At 35.6% G+C, this 19,144-nt stretch carries 15 protein-coding genes; 14 read left to right on the top strand and 1 reads right to left on the bottom strand.

Going from position 1 to position 19,144, the window contains the following annotated elements; all coding sequences use genetic code 11:
• The first annotated feature begins 102 nt into the window (after positions 1 to 102).
• From BDW31_RS00310 to BDW31_RS00255, 12 genes are all read left to right on the top strand, one after another.
• Complete coding sequence (locus BDW31_RS00310) at positions 103 to 1,971, top strand: assimilatory sulfite reductase (NADPH) flavoprotein subunit (RefSeq protein ID WP_053024579.1); 1,869 nt, start codon at positions 103 to 105, stop codon at positions 1,969 to 1,971.
• A gap of 18 nt (positions 1,972 to 1,989) precedes the next feature.
• Positions 1,990 to 3,711: an assimilatory sulfite reductase (NADPH) hemoprotein subunit gene (gene cysI / locus BDW31_RS00305; RefSeq protein ID WP_053024578.1), complete on the top strand. Its 1,722-nt coding sequence runs from the start codon at positions 1,990 to 1,992 to the stop codon at positions 3,709 to 3,711.
• A 36-nt stretch (positions 3,712 to 3,747) separates the two neighbouring features.
• A complete protein-coding gene (gene cobA / locus BDW31_RS00300) occupies positions 3,748 to 4,512 on the top strand; it encodes a uroporphyrinogen-III C-methyltransferase (RefSeq protein ID WP_011274742.1) in 765 nt (254 codons plus the stop codon).
• A 43-nt stretch (positions 4,513 to 4,555) separates the two neighbouring features.
• A complete protein-coding gene (locus tag BDW31_RS00295; protein ID WP_053024577.1) occupies positions 4,556 to 5,167 on the top strand; it encodes an NAD(P)-binding protein in 612 nt (203 codons plus the stop codon).
• A gap of 20 nt (positions 5,168 to 5,187) precedes the next feature.
• A complete protein-coding gene (locus BDW31_RS00290; RefSeq protein ID WP_011274744.1) occupies positions 5,188 to 6,057 on the top strand; it encodes a sulfite exporter TauE/SafE family protein in 870 nt (289 codons plus the stop codon).
• Between the two features lie 51 nt (positions 6,058 to 6,108).
• Entirely contained in the window at positions 6,109 to 7,287 is a 1,179-nt protein-coding gene (gene sat / locus BDW31_RS00285) for a sulfate adenylyltransferase (protein ID WP_053024576.1), read from the top strand.
• A 16-nt stretch (positions 7,288 to 7,303) separates the two neighbouring features.
• Positions 7,304 to 7,903, top strand: coding sequence for an adenylyl-sulfate kinase (cysC, locus tag BDW31_RS00280; protein ID WP_053024575.1), 600 nt, complete (start codon positions 7,304 to 7,306; stop codon positions 7,901 to 7,903).
• A gap of 344 nt (positions 7,904 to 8,247) precedes the next feature.
• On the top strand, positions 8,248 to 9,618 hold the full coding sequence (locus BDW31_RS00275) for a CitMHS family transporter (protein ID WP_053024574.1): 1,371 nt from the start codon (positions 8,248 to 8,250) through the stop codon (positions 9,616 to 9,618).
• A gap of 518 nt (positions 9,619 to 10,136) precedes the next feature.
• Positions 10,137 to 10,928, top strand: a complete 792-nt coding sequence (locus BDW31_RS00270; RefSeq protein ID WP_053024573.1) for a CHAP domain-containing protein — start codon at positions 10,137 to 10,139, stop codon at positions 10,926 to 10,928.
• A 181-nt stretch (positions 10,929 to 11,109) separates the two neighbouring features.
• Positions 11,110 to 11,376, top strand: a complete 267-nt coding sequence (locus BDW31_RS00265; RefSeq protein ID WP_037551523.1) for a hypothetical protein — start codon at positions 11,110 to 11,112, stop codon at positions 11,374 to 11,376.
• A 223-nt stretch (positions 11,377 to 11,599) separates the two neighbouring features.
• Positions 11,600 to 12,892, top strand: a complete 1,293-nt coding sequence (locus BDW31_RS00260; RefSeq protein ID WP_053024571.1) for an anaerobic C4-dicarboxylate transporter family protein — start codon at positions 11,600 to 11,602, stop codon at positions 12,890 to 12,892.
• 363 nt (positions 12,893 to 13,255) lie between these two features.
• Positions 13,256 to 14,881: a BCCT family transporter gene (locus BDW31_RS00255; RefSeq protein ID WP_110708885.1), complete on the top strand. Its 1,626-nt coding sequence runs from the start codon at positions 13,256 to 13,258 to the stop codon at positions 14,879 to 14,881.
• A 58-nt stretch (positions 14,882 to 14,939) separates the two neighbouring features.
• Here BDW31_RS00255 and cudC read toward each other — a convergent pair whose 3' ends face one another.
• Positions 14,940 to 15,494 carry a choline uptake/conversion transcriptional regulator CudC gene (gene cudC / locus BDW31_RS00250; protein ID WP_053024570.1) on the bottom strand — a complete coding sequence of 185 codons (555 nt, stop codon included), beginning with the start codon at positions 15,492 to 15,494 and terminating at the stop codon, positions 14,940 to 14,942.
• Between the two features lie 262 nt (positions 15,495 to 15,756).
• Between cudC and betB the strand changes: the two genes are divergently transcribed.
• A complete protein-coding gene (gene betB / locus BDW31_RS00245; RefSeq protein WP_016930658.1) occupies positions 15,757 to 17,247 on the top strand; it encodes a betaine-aldehyde dehydrogenase in 1,491 nt (496 codons plus the stop codon).
• A 141-nt stretch (positions 17,248 to 17,388) separates the two neighbouring features.
• Complete coding sequence (betA, locus tag BDW31_RS00240) at positions 17,389 to 19,095, top strand: choline dehydrogenase (protein ID WP_053024569.1); 1,707 nt, start codon at positions 17,389 to 17,391, stop codon at positions 19,093 to 19,095.
• Positions 19,096 to 19,144: the final 49 nt, after the last annotated feature.

The raw sequence follows: 19,144 nt of genomic DNA, 5'->3' as shown, positions 1-19,144 counted from the left end.
GTCCGACAATAGTGTACAGACGGACATATTTTTTACATAATAAAAGTAGTATAAAGCTTTTATAAAATGATTGTTATTTTACGGAATAAGAGGTGGATACAATTGAATTTAAGTGTTACAAATAGTCCTTTTACAGAAGGACAAGCGGCACAAATTAATGAACTCTTACAAACACTTACACCTGAACAAAAGGTATGGTTAAGTGGATACTTAGTTGCTAATCAACAATTGACGTCAAATGGAACTGTACCATCACAAACAGGTTCAAGTTCAACAAATGCAAATGGTCTAACTGAAGGCACAGAAGCAATGCTTCAACAAAACGAGCCTGTCATCACGCCGGAGAAACGAGCAATTACACTCTTATATGGTTCTGAAACAGGTAATGCACAAGGGTTAGCTGAAATATTTGAAGAACGCTTATCAAATATAGGTCATAACGTGACATTGAAAGCAATGGACGAATTTAAACCTAAGAACCTAAAAATTGTTGAAGATTTATTCATTATCACTTCTACTCAAGGTGAAGGGGATCCACCTGATAATGCAGCTGAATTGCATGAGTTCATTCATGGTCGTAAGGCACCTAAACTTGAAGGTGTGAGATTCTCAGTTCTAGCATTAGGGGATCAAACGTATGAATACTTCTGTCAAACAGGTCGTGATTTTGATAGAAAACTAGATGAATTAGGTGCAGAACGTATATATGATCGTGTGGATTGCGACGTTGATTATGAAGAAGACGCTGAAAAGTGGATGGCAAATGTAATCAATGCGATAGATACTGCACCAGAAGGCACTCAAAATGAACAAATTGTAAGTGAATCAATTAAGTCTGCGAAAGAAAAGAAATTCTCTAAAGCAAATCCATATCAAGCAGAAGTCTTAGAAAATATTAACCTTAATGGACAAGGTTCAAATAAGGAAACACGTCATATTGAATTTCTATTAGATAATTTCGGTGAAGATTATGAAGTTGGAGACTGTTTAGTCGTTCTACCTCAAAATGACCCAGCTTTAGTTGATTTATTAATTAGCACATTAGGTTGGGATCCGAATGATCAAGTTCAAATTTCAGATGAGGGTGACACATTAGGATTAGAAGAAGCCTTAACAACTCATTTTGAAATTACGAAGTTAACGAAACCGCTTCTTATCAATGCGGCGTCATTCTTTGAAAATGAAGAACTTAATGAAAAGGTTGAAGATAATGAATGGGTTCAAAGTTACATTGAAGGTCGTGACTTAATCGACTTATTAAATGACTTTGCGACAACAGAACTTCAACCAGAAAATTTATATCAATTATTAAGAAAATTACCACCTAGAGAATATTCAATATCTAGTAGTTATCAAGCGCTACCAGATGAAGTGCATATTACAGTTGGGGCGGTTAGATACAACTCACATGGACGTGACCGATCAGGTGTATGTTCAGTTCAATTTGCTGAACGTATTCAACCAGGTGACACTGTTCCAATTTACTTGAAACGCAATCCAAACTTCAAATTCCCTAAAGAGGGTGACACACCAGTTATCATGATTGGACCTGGAACAGGTGTTGCACCATTTAGAGCATACATGCAGGAAAGAGAAGAGCATGGATTTAAAGGTAATACTTGGTTATTCTTTGGTGATCAACACTTTACAACAGACTTCCTATATCAAACAGAATGGCAAGAATGGTTGAAAGACGGCGTGCTAGGAAAAATGGATGTTGCATTCTCAAGAGACACTGGTGAAAAAGTATACGTCCAACATCGTATTGCTGAACACAGTAAAGAATTTAATGAATGGCTTCAAAAAGGTGCTTCACTTTACATTTGTGGTGATGAAAAACATATGGCGAAAGATGTACATCAAGCTATCCGCAATGTTTTAATGAAAGAACAAAACTTATCTGAAGAAGATGCTGAAGCCTACCTTAAACAAATGAAGAAAGATAAACGTTACCAACGCGATGTGTACTAATAGAAAGGGTGGTACTTAATGGCTAAGACAAATAAGCAAATGTCAGAAGAATTTGATAAGAAGCTAGATGCTTTAGAGTATTTAAAAGACGAAAGTAATTATTTACGTGGGACAATTGAGCAAGGCTTAGCAGACCCACTTACTGGTGCTATTTCAGATGATGACACTAAATTATTGAAATTCCATGGTAGCTACCAACAAGATGATAGAGATTTACGTGACGAACGTCGCAAGCAGAAATTAGAACCAGCTTACAGCTTTATGATTCGCGTGCGTCTACCAGGAGGAACAGCTACACCTGAACAATGGATTGCCATGGATGACATTTCTAATAATTATGCCAACCAAACGTTGAAATTAACAACACGTCAGACTTTCCAATTTCACGGCATTTTAAAAAGAAATTTAAAAACATCTATGAAGAAAATTAATGAGTCTGTACTCGATACGATTGCGGCATGTGGGGACGTGAATCGTAATACAATGTGTAATCCTAATCCATATCAATCTCATATTCATAAAGAGATTAATGATTATGCAACTAAAATCAGTGACCATCTATTACCTAAGACAAATGCCTATCATGAAATTTGGTTAGATGGAGAGAAGGTATTAGATTCTTCAGAAGAAATTGAACCAATGTACGGTAAGAAATATTTACCACGTAAGTTTAAAATTGGTATCGCCTTACCACCATCTAATGATATTGATGTCTATTCACAAGACATCGGACTTATCGGTATCGTTGAAGATGAAACACTTGTCGGATTTAATGTCACAGTTGGTGGCGGTATGGGTATGACGCACGGAAATACAGATACGTACCCACAAGTTGGTCGTTTAGCTGGTTTCGTTCCTAAAGAACAAGTCGTTGATGTTTGTGAGAAAATCTTAACAATTCAACGTGATTATGGTAATCGTGAGAACCGCAAGAACGCACGATTCAAATATACAGTTGACCGCTTAGGTGTGGATAAAGTTGTAGAAGAACTAAATACACGTTTAGGCTGGGAAATTGAAGAACCACGTGATTTTGAATTCGAACATAATGGCGATCGTCTAGGTTGGATTGAGGGAGACGAAGGTGTTTGGAATTATACTTTATTCATTCAAAATGGACGTGTTAAAGATACAGAAGATTATCAATTGAAAACGGCATTACGAAAAATTGCAGAAACACATACGGGCGACTTCAGATTATCTCCTAACCAAAATTTAATTATTGCAAATGTAACTCCAGAGAAAAAAGAAGAAATTCAAAATCTTATCGATCAGTATGGTTTAACAGATGGTAAAAATTATACGGGATTAAGACGTAATTCAATGGCATGTGTCGCATTCCCAACATGTGGATTAGCGATGGCTGAGTCAGAACGTTATTTACCATCATTAATCTCTAAGATTGAAGACTTATTAGATGAAGCGGGTGTGGATGATGAAGAAATCACAATCCGTATGACTGGATGCCCAAATGGATGTGCTAGACCAGCACTTGCAGAAATTGCATTTATAGGTAAAGCACCTGGCAAATATAATATGTATTTAGGCGGTGGCTTCAAAGGTGAACGCTTAAATAAATTGTACAAAGAGAATATTGGAGAACAAGAAATTCTTGAAAGTCTACGTCCAATTCTTATGGATTATGGTAAAGAACGCCTTGAAGGTGAGCATTTTGGTGACTTTGTCATACGTTCAGGCGTTGTTGCTAAAGTTCATGGAGGACAAGACTTCCATAGTTAAAGTTTGAGATAAGTTGTTTTAAACGGGGGTGACAACATGGGGAAAGTGTATTTAGTAGGAGCAGGACCTGGTGATCCAGATTTATTAACTATCAAAGGTATGAAAGCCATTCAAATGTCAGATGTGATTTTATATGATCGCCTAGTCAATAAAGACATATTAGATTTAGCTAAACCAGGAACAAAGTTCTTTTATTGTGGTAAAGACCCGAATAGACATTCATTACCACAAGAAGAAACGAATCGGATGTTGGTTAATTTAGCAAAAAAAGGACATGTTATTACTCGTTTAAAAGGTGGTGACCCGTTTGTCTTTGGCCGAGGCGGTGAAGAGGCAGAAATATTGGCACAACATCAGATTGCATTTGAAATTGTGCCTGGTATCACTTCGGGCATTGCTGCACCAGCTTATGCAGGCATTCCTGTCACGCACAGAGATTATAGTTCGTCAGTTGCTTTTGTGACAGCAGTTAATAAACCTGGTATGTCTAAAGATGATTATTGGGCACATTTAGCGCATGGTCCAGAAACACTTTGTGTTTATATGGGTGTTAAACGATTACCAGAAATTTGTGATCTACTTATTGAACATGGTAAATCAATAGACACGCCTGTCGCACTTGTTCATTTAGGAACGACGACTTCTCAAAAAACAATTGATGGTACGTTAGGTAACATCGTTGAAAAAGCGTCAGAAATAAAAAATCCTGCTATGATTATTATTGGCGATGTTGTCCAAATGCGACAAAAAATTAGTTGGTTTAAAGAACAAACTACGGATTTAGAAATAACCTTACCTTAATTATTAATAATAAAAAAGAATAATCATAAAAGGAGGATACAATATGAGCAATATGCCACTTATGATTGATTTACAAAATAAAAAGATTGTCATTGTTGGTGGTGGGAAGGTAGCAACTCGACGAGCAAAGTCATTAGTTGAATACTGTTCTCATGTTCATATTGTTAGTCCTTCAATCACCAAAGAATTACATACTTTATTTCAGCAACAGGGATTGACTTGGGCTGAAAAAATGTTTGAACCACAAGATATTAGTCACGCATTTCTAGTTATTATTGCGACAAATCAACCAGAGGTAAATCAACATGTTAAAGATAGTTTGCCAGAAGGTACATTGTTAAATCACGCTGCAGATGCTTCTGCGGGGAATGTGACGTTTCCTAGTATGCTTAGACGTGGCAAATTGACTATTAGTGTATCTACAGATGGTGCAAGTCCTAAACTAGGTCGACAAATTATATCGACATTGCAAGATACTTACGATGAACGTTATGAAAGTTATATCGATTTTTTATATGAAAGTAGACAACTTATTAAAGCATCAACGATAGAGCCATCTAGAAAGCAAGTGTTATTACAACATGTATTATCTGAGGACTATTTGGATGAGGAGAAACAAAAAGAATTCAAGCGATGGCTTCAATCACAAGTTTAATGTCAGGGGGCATGTGATATATGAGAAAATTATTTATATTTGCATTAGCTGGTTTTTTAGCCCAACTTGTTGATGGTTCACTTGGCATGGGATTCGGTGCCTCATCATCATCAATATTATTAACTTATGGAATTGCACCAGCCATTGTATCGGCAACTGTACATTTTTCAGAAATAGCTACGACTGCTGCATCAGGAACATCACATTGGAAATTTGAGAATGTGCATAAGCCCACCATGTTAAAGTTAGCTATTCCAGGTGCTATAAGTGGATTTATTGGTGCAGGTCTACTTACACAAATACATGGAGATTATATTAAGCCATATATCGCATTGTTCTTACTTTCAATGGGTATATATATTTTGTATCAATTTTTATTTAAAAGAAATAGAGAAATTCATACACATGTTGGTAAGTTGAGTGGTTTCAAACTTGTGCCTCAAGGTGCTATCGCCGGATTCTTAGATGCGATTGGTGGAGGTGGCTGGGGACCAGTAAATACACCTTTGTTATTAGCTAGTCATAAGATTCAACCACGATATGCAATTGGTACTGTATCGGCGAGTGAGTTTTTTGTAACGTTATCAACGTCATTGAGTTTCATCATCTTCTTAGGTATTACTCAGATTAATTGGTGGTTTGTTATTGCATTAAGTGTCGGCGGTATGATTGCAGCACCTATCTCTGCATATTTAACAAAAATATTACCAATTAATATTTTAGCCATTTGTGTTGGTGGCTTAATCATCTTCACAAATAGCAATGCATTAATGACTTATTTCGTACACGATGACACAATTTCAAATATTGTAAGATTCGCAATTATTTGTGCGATTGTGATACTTGTTATTATCACTGTGATTCGCAACAAAAAATTGTCTTTTTCTTGAAAATAAAACCGAGTAAACTAATCTAATTAATTGGAAAAGGAGTTATCAAAAATGACAACACATGAACAGATTATTAATTATACGATTAAACCACATGGTGGTACATTAATTAACCGCGTAGTAGAAGGTGAAGAAAGAGATCATCTTTTAGAAGCAGCGCAATCATATAAAGTGATTACTTTAAATCCTTGGTCAATTTCTGACTTAGAATTAATCGGTATTGGTGGTTTTAGTCCGTTAACAGGATTTATGGGTGTGGCTGACTACACTAAAGTTGTCGAAGATACACATCTTGAAAATGGATTAGTGTGGAGTATTCCGATTACACTACCAGTTACTGAAGAAGAAGCGGATAAATTAGAAATCGGTGATGACATCGCATTATACGGTGAAGATGGCGAATTATATGGCACATTGAAATTAGAAGAAAAGTACACATATGATAAGAAAAAAGAAGCTCAAAATGTGTATGGTACGACAGACGAAGCACATCCAGGTGTTAAAAAAGTTTATGACAAAGGGAATGTTTACCTTGCTGGACCAATCCAATTAATTAATCGACCTAAACATGATGAGTTCTCTGATTTCCATTTAGACCCAGCAGAAACACGTCAATTATTCCATGATTTAGGATGGAAGACTGTCGTTGGATTCCAAACAAGAAATCCTGTACATCGTGCGCATGAATATATCCAAAAATCTGCATTAGAAATTGTAGATGGTCTTTTACTTAATCCGTTAGTAGGAGAAACGAAATCAGATGATATTCCAGCGGACGTTCGTATGGAAAGTTATCAAGCTATCTTAAAGAACTACTTCCCTAAAGATAGAGCGCGCTTAGTCATTTATCCTGCGGCAATGCGTTATGCTGGTCCACGTGAAGCAATTCTACATGCCACAGTACGTAAAAACTATGGTTGTACGCATTTCATTGTTGGACGTGACCATGCAGGAGTGGGCGATTATTATGGCACATATGAAGCACAAGAATTAATTTCTCAATTTGAAGATGAACTAGATATTCAAATATTGAAATTTGAACATGCATTTTATTGTGAAAAATGTGGCAACATGGCTACTGCTAAAACATGCCCACACGACGCATCAGAGCATGTACATTTAAGTGGTACTAAAGTAAGAGAAAAACTAAGAAATGGTGAATCATTACCTACAAAATTCTCTAGACCTGAAGTAGCTGAAGTCTTAATCAAAGGGTTAAAACAAAATTAATTCGGAGGGATTTAGCATGAGTCAATCAAGTAATATTACATGGCATGATTCTGAAGTTACTAAGTCAGATAGACAACAACAAAACGGTCATAAAAGTGTAGTGATATGGTTTACAGGATTATCAGGATCTGGAAAATCAACTGTATCAGTAGAACTTGAAAAAGCTTTGTTCCAATTAGAAAAACATTCTTATCGACTAGACGGCGATAATGTAAGACATGGTTTAAATAAGAATTTAGGCTTTAGTCCAGAAGATCGTAAGGAAAATATTCGACGCATTGGTGAAGTAAGTAAATTACTTGTAGATGCGGGAACAATTGCTATAACAGCATTTATTTCGCCTTACAGAGCTGATCGTGATGAAGTTCGTGAAATTTTAGAAGATGGAGAATTCATTGAAGTTTACACAGAGTGTAGCGTGGAAGCATGTGAACAACGTGATCCTAAAGGTCTTTATAAAAAAGCGCGCTCTGGTGAAATAAAAGAATTTACTGGTATAAGTGCGCCGTATGAGGCACCACATCAACCAGAAATTACGATTAATACAGAACATCAAAGTGTAGAAGAATCAGTAAATACTATTATTGAATATTTGAAGAATAAAGAAATTATTTAAAAGTATTATGCGTGTGAGGCTGGGACAAAATAAAATGTCTCAGCCTACTTTATCATTTTGTCAGTAGTTGACTGATTTGAAATTGACCTTGAATCAAGCTTTTTTCAAACCTAGTCATCCTTGCCTGGTAGGCGGGGCCCCAACAAAGAGAATTTGATTAAGAAATTCTACAGGCTAAGAAAGCTGAGGATACAACGAAATAAATTTTGAGAAAATATTATTTCTGTCCCACTCTCATACGCTTTTTTTCATATCGTCTTAAATTAAAGTCAGATTTCTGATAAAATGATGAAAACGTTTTCTGTATAAGTGGAAAGCGTATTTCGAAATAAGGGGGAATTCACATGCAAGGGGATAGTATGTGGTTAACAATAATGGGGATAATCATTATCGGCTCAATTGTTGGACTTTTAATTGCAAAAAAGATTAGTCCGGTCGTTGGTATGATTTTAATTCCTAGTATTTGTGCTTTGCTATTAGGATACGGCATTAAAGATTTAGTTAAATTCTTTAATAGTGGTTTAGAATCTGTGATGAGCGTAGTCATCATGTTTATCTTCGCAATTATATTCTTTGGCATTATGACTGACAGTGGACTGTTCAAACCTATTGTCAAACGACTTATATTAATGACTCGCGGTAATGTAGTCATTGTTTGTATTGTCACAGCATTGATTGGTATGTTTGCACAATTAGATGGTGCAGGTGCTGTCACTTTCTTATTATCAATTCCTGCATTATTGCCACTATATAAAGCTTTAAACATGAACAAATACTTATTAATCCTTTTACTAGCAATTAGTGCTGCGATTATGAATATGGTGCCTTGGGGCGGACCAATGGCTCGTGTTGCTTCTGTATTGAAAGTGAAAAGTGTTAATGAATTATGGTATGGCATCATTCCAGTACAATTGATTGGCTTCGTGTTAGTACTTATCTTCGCAACTTATTTAGGGTTTAAGGAAAAGAAACGAATTAAGAAGGCAATCGATAACGGTGAAGTAGAACCTACATTAAATATTGATATTCATCGACTTGTGAAAAATTACGAACGAGATCAAGACATTAAGTTTCCTGTAAGAGGACGTGCGCTCAAACATGGTTGGGTAATTTGGGCCAATGTATTGTTGACGATTATCGTATTAGTTATGATGTTAGCTAACATTGCACCGCCAGAATTTGCCTTTATGATTGGTGTTGCAATTGCATTAGTGATTAACTTCCCAAATGTGGATGAACAAATGAACCGTCTAAAGGCACATGCACCAAATGCATTAATGATGGCCGCAGTTATTATAGCAGCAGGTATGTTCTTAGGTGTTTTAGAAGAGACAGGTATGTTAAAGTCAATTGCTTTAAATTTCATTAAGATCATTCCTGATGCCGTTGGACCATATTTACATATCATTGTTGGTTTCTTTGGTGTTCCACTTGATTTACTTACAAGTACAGATGCGTATTATTTCGCGTTACTTCCTGTAGTAGAGCAAACTGCAAGTCAATTTGGTATTAATCCAGTTTCAACAGCATATTCAATGGTAATCGGTAATATTGTAGGAACATTTGTAAGCCCATTCTCTCCTGCATTATGGTTAGCTATTGGTCTCGCTGAGGCAAATATGGGTACATATATTAAGTATGCATTCTTTTGGATTTGGGGATTTGCGATTGTGTTATTAGGCATAGCAGTATTAATTGGTACAGTTACAATCTAAATTACTAGATACAGTACGTTGTTAAAAGATTTAAATTAAATAATTAAACTCATATTCCTCCTTATAAGCATGTCGCTGATGTCTTATAAGGGGGATTTGATTTTTATCATTACTATTATAAAAAATACTTCCAAAATATCCTCGCCAAACCTTGAAAACGATTCATATTTCCCACTTTTCATGAAATAAAACATCTTTAAAATTATCAGATATTTTACAAGTCGGGTATATACATTGTTGATTAATATAGTATAAGCACTGTCATAGAAGTGTTTTTATAATTGTAATATAAGTCTATGTTTATTACATGAAACGTAAAATTATTATGATTCATTTACAAACCCTTAACATTCCACACAAACCCTTGTGTGTCTGTTAGAGTATGTCTTGTCGTTATTTAACGAGGAAAAAATTTCTTAAAACTATTTTGAATCAAATGATTTAAAATTTCTGATATGTCAATTGCAGGTAGCCACGAGAAAAAATAAGCTTTAAACATTCTAGGAGGATATTTTATTATGAAAAAGATCGCTACAGCTACAATTGCAACAGCAGGTATTGCAACATTCGGATTAGCACATCAAGATGCAGACGCAGCGGAAAACAATTATGGATATAACCCTAATGACCCATATTCATATAGTTACACTTACACAATTGACCAACAAGGTAATTATCATTATGAATGGAAAGGTAACTGGAGCCCATCTCAAGCTCAACAAGGTGGTCAACAAAACACTGGCAACCAAGCAGTAAACAATACTCAATCAAACAATAACTACAACTATAATTACAATAACAATCAATCAAACCAAAACACTCAATCATACACAGCAAACAATAATGCTGGCGGTGGTTTAGGTGCTAGTTATTCAACTTCAGATCGTAACGTTAAAGTCACAACTCAAAACGCACCAACTACACAATCAACTAGTTCAAACGCTAGCTCAAGTTCTAGTAGCAAAGCATTAGCTGGTAAATCAAGTGGAGGTTCTAACCTTTACACTGCAGGTCAATGTACGTATTATGTATATGACAAAGTAGGCGGTAAAATTGGTAGCACTTGGGGTAACGCAAATAACTGGGCAACTGCAGCAGCTGCAGATGGCTACACAATTAATAACACACCTAAAGCAGGTGCAGTAATGCAAACATCTCAAGGTGCATACGGTCACGTTGCATATGTTGAAAGTGTAAACGATGATGGTTCAGTTAAAGTTTCAGAAATGAACTATAATGGTGGACCTGGTGTCGTTTCATCACGTACAATCTCAGCTAGCCAAGCTGGTTCATACAACTACATTTCATAATTTGAAATCACTTTTAACCACGATTCCTTATCATACGGAGTCGTGGTTTTTTCTTTTGAGAAAAGACTGTGACAAGATAGGTCTTCGTGTGATTGAAGCCCAAGCATAAAGGGAAACATAATATAAAGAAGAATAATGCTTAAAGAATATTATGTTTAATTGTGAAGGAGGGTGAGTAGAGATGACGTTTGATGTGATTAAGTGGATTATATTAGCTCTAATTGCTATTGTAACTATTGCGATTATTTGTGGCCTCATTTGGGGTTCATTATTAGAAGAACGAGCATATGATAAACGCTCTAAAAAAGAAAAACGAAAAGAAACTGAGAAAAATTTAGAAATGGCAAAAGGTCATACTGATAATAAAGGTGTAGATGGTGACTATGAAGAGGCACCAACTAAAGAAGGAACGCTCAAAGATGAGCATATTAATCATCGTGAGAAATAATGATTATAAAACCCTTGGAAGATGCGATATCAAGCATACTTTCAAGGTTTTTTAAATTGAAATTTATGAGAAATAAATTGAATAGTAAGGTTGAATGTTCACATTTTATTTACATTTAATATCTCAATTTTTCTTCATTTCTATACTTTTAACAGCTGCAAGTGATAAACTATGTATGTTAAAAAAATCACAATAATTTTCAGAAAAGTTAGGAGCTTTCATCATGCTACTGTTTGTAGTAGAAATCATCATAATGATACTGGCTATTATATTAGGGCTTCGCACAGCTGGTGCATTAGGGTGTGGTATCTTCGCCATTGTGGCACAACTCATTATGATTTTTGGTTTTCAATTGCCTCCAGGTTCAGCGCCTGTCACTGCAGTTTTAATCATTTTATCTATTGGTATCGCAGGTGGTACTTTACAAGCTACAGGAGGAATAGACTATTTAGTCTTTCTTGCTTCTAAAATTATCGAGCGTTTCCCGAAATCCATTATTTTTATCGCACCAATGATTGTCTTTCTGTTTGTATTTGGTGTAGGTACCGCAAATATTGCGTTATCTTTAGAACCTATTATTGCTAAGACTGCTGTTAGAGCAAATATCCAACCTAAACGACCACTCACCGCATCTGTTTTGACTGCAAATTTAGCTTTATTATGTAGTCCTGCAGCATCAGCAACAGCTTACATCATATCAGTAATGGCTGGTTATCACATTTCAATGGGACAATATTTAAGTATTGTATTACCTACAGCGATTATTACGATGTTAATGTTAAGTGTCTTTTGTACATTTGTTGGTCGTAAGACAACGGTCACTGTAAGTGAAATTGCACATACGCCTGAAGTGCCAGTCAAACAATCATTTACAATGAAAACCAAATTAGGCGTAGTTGGATTTTTATTATGTGTTGCAGGTATATTAACTTTTGGTATTTTTCCAAATTTAATGCCTTCATTTAATGTTGATGGTGAACAAGTTAAAGTAACTATGACGGAAATCGTCCAATTCTTTATGTATTTGAGTGTCGCAATTAATTTATTAATGATGAAGATTAACACGAGTGATATATTGTCATCTAATATTGCGCAATCAGCTATTGGTGCACTCTTTGCAGTACTTGGCCCAGGTTGGTTAGGTGCTACTGTATTTAATGCACCGCAAAATTTAAAAATTATACGAGACGATATTGGACAAACAATTCAATCTATACCTTGGTTAGTCATTGTCTTGGTTGCCATAGTGGCAATGATCGTTATCTCGCAAACTGCAACAGCCTCCATTATGGTGCCGATTGTCATGAGTATGGGTATTCCACCAATGTATTTCATTGCAATGGTCCAAACGCTTAATGTCAATTTCGTTATTCCAGCACAGCCAACATTATTATTTGCAGTTAATCTAGATGAGACTGGACGCACACGTGCAACAAGTTTTATTATTCCAGGATTCTTTGCGATTGGTGTATCAATCGTGATTGGATTTCTAATTAAATTTTTATTGGGATTATAGATTATAAGACCACTAATTTTGGGTAAATGCTCAAAGTTTAGTGGTCTTTTCTTTTGAAAATGAACAGGTATTTTAAAAGAATTCAAATAAATATAAATTCACAATAACAGTATTATTATGCAAAATTAATACAATATAAAATTTGTTAAATACGTTAAGTTTAAATTTAACACTGTTGTTATGGCAATTTTTAAAGCTTTAAAATATGTCTGAAATATATATTTATTCAATAAACAGAAAAGTATAATTTGAATGGAATTTGCATTTTTATTTAATTTTAGATATCGTCAATATGTGAATAAACCGTGACAAGAAAGTGGTTTTTAATTTTTATCGAAACAACAATTTTGAGGAGGAACATAATTGAAACGAGAAAAAATTATGGATTGGCCGACTTTTATAGGGACGGTAATCGTATTACTTGTAGCTGTTACACCGATGATGGTATTTCCTAAAGCTAGTGAAAAAGTAATTACCGATATCAATAGCGCAATTTCCAATTCAATTGGATCCGTGTATTTATTTATGGGATTAATCATTCTATTCTTTGTACTATATATTGCATTCGGTCGTTATGGCAATGTAACACTTGGAAAGGCGACTGATAGACCAGAATTCAATAACTTTAGTTGGGCATCTATGCTCTTCTGTGCAGGTATTGGATCGGATATTTTATATTGGGGTGTCATTGAGTGGGCATTCTATTATCAAGTACCACCGAATGGTGCGAAAGCGATGTCTGATGAAGCACTTACATATGCAACACAATATGGGATGTTCCATTGGGGACCAATCGCTTGGGCAATCTATGTGTTGCCAGCGTTACCTATTGGTTATTTAGTATTTGTTAAGAAACAACCAATTTATAAAATCAGTCAAGCATGTCGTCCAGTTTTAAAAGGACAAACGGATAAATTCTTAGGTAAATTAGTGGATATATTATTTATTTTTGGTTTACTAGGAGGCGCAGCAACATCACTTGCTCTTGGAGTGCCAATGATTTCTGCTGGTATAGAGAAACTTACAGGAATCGATGGAGAGAATATGGTTGTGCGTTCAATCATTTTATTAACAATCACAGTAGTATTCGCAGTCAGTTCGTATTCTGGCTTGAAAAAGGGGATTCAAAAATTAAGTGATGTTAACGTATGGCTATCATTCTTATTATTAGGCTTTGTATTTATTGTTGGGCCTACTGTATTTATTATGGAAACAACGATTACAAGCTTTGGTAATATGTTGAGAGATTTCTTCCATATGGCCACTTGGATGGAACCTTTTGGTGGCATTAAGGGACGTAAAGAAACGAATTTCCCACAAGACTGGACAATATTCTATTGGTCATGGTGGTTAGTATATGCACCGTTTATCGGACTATTCATCGCACGTATTTCAAAAGGACGTCGTCTTAAAGAAGTCATTCTAGGTACTATTATTTATGGTACACTAGGCTGTCTATTGTTCTTTGGTATATTTGGAAACTATGCTGTGTATTTACAAATTACAGGTGAATTTAATGTGATTAACTTTTTAAATACACACGGCACTGAAGCAACGATTATTCAAGTAATGCATCAATTACCATTCTCATCATTTATTCTTGTATTGTTCTTGATTTCTGCTTTCTTATTCTTGGCGACAACATTTGATTCAGGTTCATATATTTTAGCTGCCGCATCTCAGAAAAAAGTTGTTGGAGAACCATTAAAGGCTAACCGTCTATTCTGGGCATTTGCGTTATGTCTTTTACCGTTCTCTCTTATGTTAGTTGGTGGTGAACGTGCGCTAGAAGTATTAAAAACAGCATCCTTACTGGCGAGTGTACCGTTAATTGTCATATTTATTTTTATGATGATATCGTTTATTATTACGCTTAATACAGATCGGATTAAACTGGAGACAAGAGCGGATAAACATAAAGAAATTGAGAGACGTTCATTACGTATTGTGCAAGTTAAAGAAAAATCAGATGATGGTGACAACTTATAAATAAAAAGAGCTAGCAGATTCTTCAAAGTTTTACACTTTAGAAAATCTGCTAGCTTTTTTAAATATCTTCTTTTTCTGGAATTGGGTAATGTTCGAATATCTGTCCACTTTCAATGGCATTACTTAAGTTTTCTAACCATTTACAATATTGCTTTGTGTGGTCTAATTGAGCTTGGATTTTATCGACTTCTGCTTTAGCATGTTCGTCTAAGTCAGCATTTTTTAATGTTTCGTCTAACAGTAATTGTGCCTTTTCGACCGCTTCTAAATTAGTATCAACTTCACGTTCCCACTTTTGTGTAAAGAAATTTCGGAAAAAATGGAAGAAGTTTTTTTCTGCAATGAAATGTTGTTTTCTGCTACCACGCGTAAATTGTTGTTTTACGATGTCGAATTCTTGTAATTTCTTGACGCCAGTACTCATGCTAGGTTTGCTCATTTGTAAATGCTCACGCATCTCATCAAGCGTCATGCTTCCTTCGAAGACCATTGTGCCGTATAAATTGCCAACGCTACGATTCGTACCGTACAAATCCATCGTTTCACCGATTGAGTTAATCACAAGGTCTTTTGCTTCTTCAATTTTTTGATCATAATTCGTTGAACGTGCCATAGTGCACCTCCATTGTTACTTAGTAATTTTTCAAAAGAGAAATAAACGTTGATGTTCATTTTTCGATTCTAAATCATTATAAAGTGTTTGATGAAAAGTTTCAAAATCGCATATTCATTATTAGCACTTTTGATACTAAAATTTCAAGTTTATGTAAAAAATGTGCAGATATGTATCGTTTGCAAGGCTGTGAAAAGTGTGATAACCTAGTTTTGTAAAATTCGTTAAATAAAAATTTAACAAACTTAACGGAGGTCATTTGATGGAACTTGTAGAGAAATTGTCTAATCGTCAATATATCGATGGTGAATGGGTAGAAAGTTCAAATAAAAATACAAGAGATATTATTAATCCTTATAACCAAGAAGTTATCTTTACGGTTGCAGAAGGTACTGCTGAAGATGCAGAAAGAGCAATACTTGCAGCACGTCGCGCATTTGAAGATGCCGAGTGGTCACTAGAAACAAGTGAAGTCAGAGGTAAAAAAGTAAGAGCAATTGCGGATAAAATAACAGAAAACCGTGATGAATTAGCCAAATTAGAAACTTTAGATACTGGTAAAACGTTAGAAGAATCATATGCGGATATGGATGATATAGCTAATGTATTTACTTACTTTGCAGGTTTAGCAGATAAAGATGGTGGTGAAATGATAAATTCACCAATTCCTAACACTGAGAGTAAAGTAGTTAAAGAACCTGTAGGTGTAGTTACTCAAATCACACCTTGGAACTATCCGTTACTTCAAGCTTCATGGAAGATTGCACCAGCTTTAGCAACAGGATGTTCACTCGTTATGAAACCAAGTGAAATTACGCCATTAACTACCATTCGTGTATTCGAATTAATGGAGGAAGTTGGCTTCCCTAAAGGCGTTATCAACTTAGTATTAAGTAGCGGTGAGGAAATTGGAGATACGTTATCAGGTCATGAAGAAGTAGACTTAGTTTCATTCACAGGCGGAATTGAAACAGGTAAACATATCATGAAGAATGCGGCCAATCATGTAACTAACATCGCTTTAGAACTTGGTGGTAAGAACCCTAATATCATTTTTGATGATGCTGACTTTGAAGTTGCAGTAGATCAAGCGTTAAATGGTGGTTACTTCCACGCAGGTCAAGTATGTTCAGCAGGTTCACGTATATTAGTACACAACGATATTAAAGCTGACTTTGAAAAGGCATTAATCGATCGTGTCGGTAAAATTAAACTTGGTAATGGTTTCGATGATGATACAGAAATGGGACCAGTGATTTCTACAGAACATCGCAATAAGATTGAAGGTTACATGGAAATTGCAAAAGAAGAAGGCGCTACAATCGCGATTGGTGGTAAACGTCCAGAACGAGAAGATTTACAAGCTGGTTTGTTCTTTGAACCAACAGTGATTACAGATTGTGATACTTCAATGCGTATCGTTCAAGAAGAAGTCTTTGGACCAGTTGTGACAATTGAAGGATTTGATAGTGAAGAAGAAGCAATTAAATTAGCTAATGATTCTATTTATGGTTTAGCCGGTGCAGTATTCACTAAAGATATCGGTAAAGCACAACGTGTAGCTAATAAATTAAAACTTGGTACAGTTTGGATTAATGATTTCCATCCATACTTTGCACAGGCACCTTGGGGTGGCTATAAACAATCAGGTATTGGACGTGAACTAGGTAAAGAAGGCTTGGAAGAGTACTTAACTAGTAAACACATCTTAACTAACACAAACCCAGAACCAGTCAACTTCTTTAGTAAATAACAAGTCCATGCTAGAACTTTAGAGTCGTTATATTAATTAACTATGCGACTCTATTTATTTGAGTTATAAAGTTGTACGTATCGAACTTAAAACATGAAATAAAAAGACATAATAATCAATTTAAGGGAGGACGAATTTATAATGAGTAAAAAGAATTCATATGATTATGTCATTATTGGTGGTGGTAGTGCAGGATCAGTATTAGGTAATCGTTTAACAGAAGATAAAGATAAAGAGGTATTAGTGTTAGAGGCAGGACGTAGTGACTATCCTTGGGATTTATTCATTCAAATGCCAGCAGCATTAATGTTCCCATCAGGTAATCGTTTTTACGATTGGATTTATCAAACGGAAGAAGAACCGCATATGGGACGTAAAGTAGACCATGCACGTGGCAAAGTGCTTGGTGGCTCTAGTTCAATTAACGGTATGATTTACCAAAGAGGGAATCCAATGGACTATGAAGGATGGGCTGAACCAGAAGGTATGGAATCATGGGACTTCGCACATTGTTTACCATACTTTAAACGTCTAGAGAAAACATACGGTGCTACACCATTTGATCAATTCAGAGGACATCACGGTCCAATTAAATTAAAACGTGGACCTGCAACAAATCCTTTATTCAAATCATTCTTTGATGCCGGTGTAGAAGCAGGTTACCATAAAACAAAAGATGTCAACGGATATAGACAAGAAGGGTTTGGACCGTTTGATAGCCAAGTGCATAATGGTCGTCGTGTTTCAGCATCAAGAGCTTACTTACACCCAGCAATGAAACGTAAAAACTTAACTGTTAAGACTCGTGCATTTGTCACTGAAATTCATTTTGATGGTAACAAAGCAACAGGGGTAACATTTAAACGTAATGGTAGATATCATACTGTTGAGGCTGGTGAAGTTATCTTATCTGGTGGAGCGTTCAACACGCCTCAATTATTACAATTATCAGGTATTGGTGACGCAGAATTCTTGAAATCTAAAGGTATAGAACCACGTATGCATTTACCAGGTGTTGGTGAAAACTTCGAGGACCACTTAGAAGTATATATTCAACACGAATGTAAAGAGCCTGTTTCACTTCAACCTAGCTTAGATGTTAAACGTATGCCATGGATTGGTTTACAATGGATATTCGCGCGTAAAGGTGCAGCAGCATCAAACCACTTTGAAGGTGGTGCTTTCGTAAGATCAAATAATCAAGTTGCATACCCTAACTTAATGTTCCACTTCTTACCAATTGCTGTAAGATATGATGGACAAAAAGCACCAGTAGCACATGGTTACCAAGTTCACGTAGGTCCTATGTATTCCAATTCACGTGGTAGCTTGAAAATTAAATCAAAAGACCCGTTTGAAAAACCAAGTATTGTCTTTAATTACCTTTCAACTAAAGAAGACGAACAAGAGTGGGTAGAAGCTATTCGAGTAGCTAGAAATATATTAGCGCAAAAAGCAATGGATCCATTTAATGGTGGTGAAATTTCACCAGGACCATCAGTACAAACAGACGAAGAAATCTTGGATTGGGTACGTAGAGATGGTGAAACAGCATTGCATCCATCTTGTAGTGCTAAAATGGGACCTGCCTCAGATCCAATGTCTGTTGTAGACCCATTAACAATGAAAGTTCACGGTATGGAAAATTTACGTGTTGTTGACGCTTCGGCTATGCCTCGTACAACAAACGGTAATATTCATGCACCAGTATTAATGCTTGCTGAAAAAGCAGCAGATATCATCCGTGGTAAGAAACCATTGGAACCACAATATGTAGATTATTATAAACATGGCGTAAGCGATGAAAATGCTGGCGCAATGGAATTTGATCCATATTACCAACATTAATTATAAAACACTATATTAATTATCTAGAACCAGTATAATTAATAAATCA

Origin of the sequence: Staphylococcus sp. AtHG25 (genome assembly GCF_003217445.1) — a bacterium.
Classification (GTDB): Bacteria; Bacillota; Bacilli; order Staphylococcales; family Staphylococcaceae; genus Staphylococcus; species Staphylococcus haemolyticus.
This window is presented reverse-complemented; position numbering and strand designations above follow the sequence as displayed.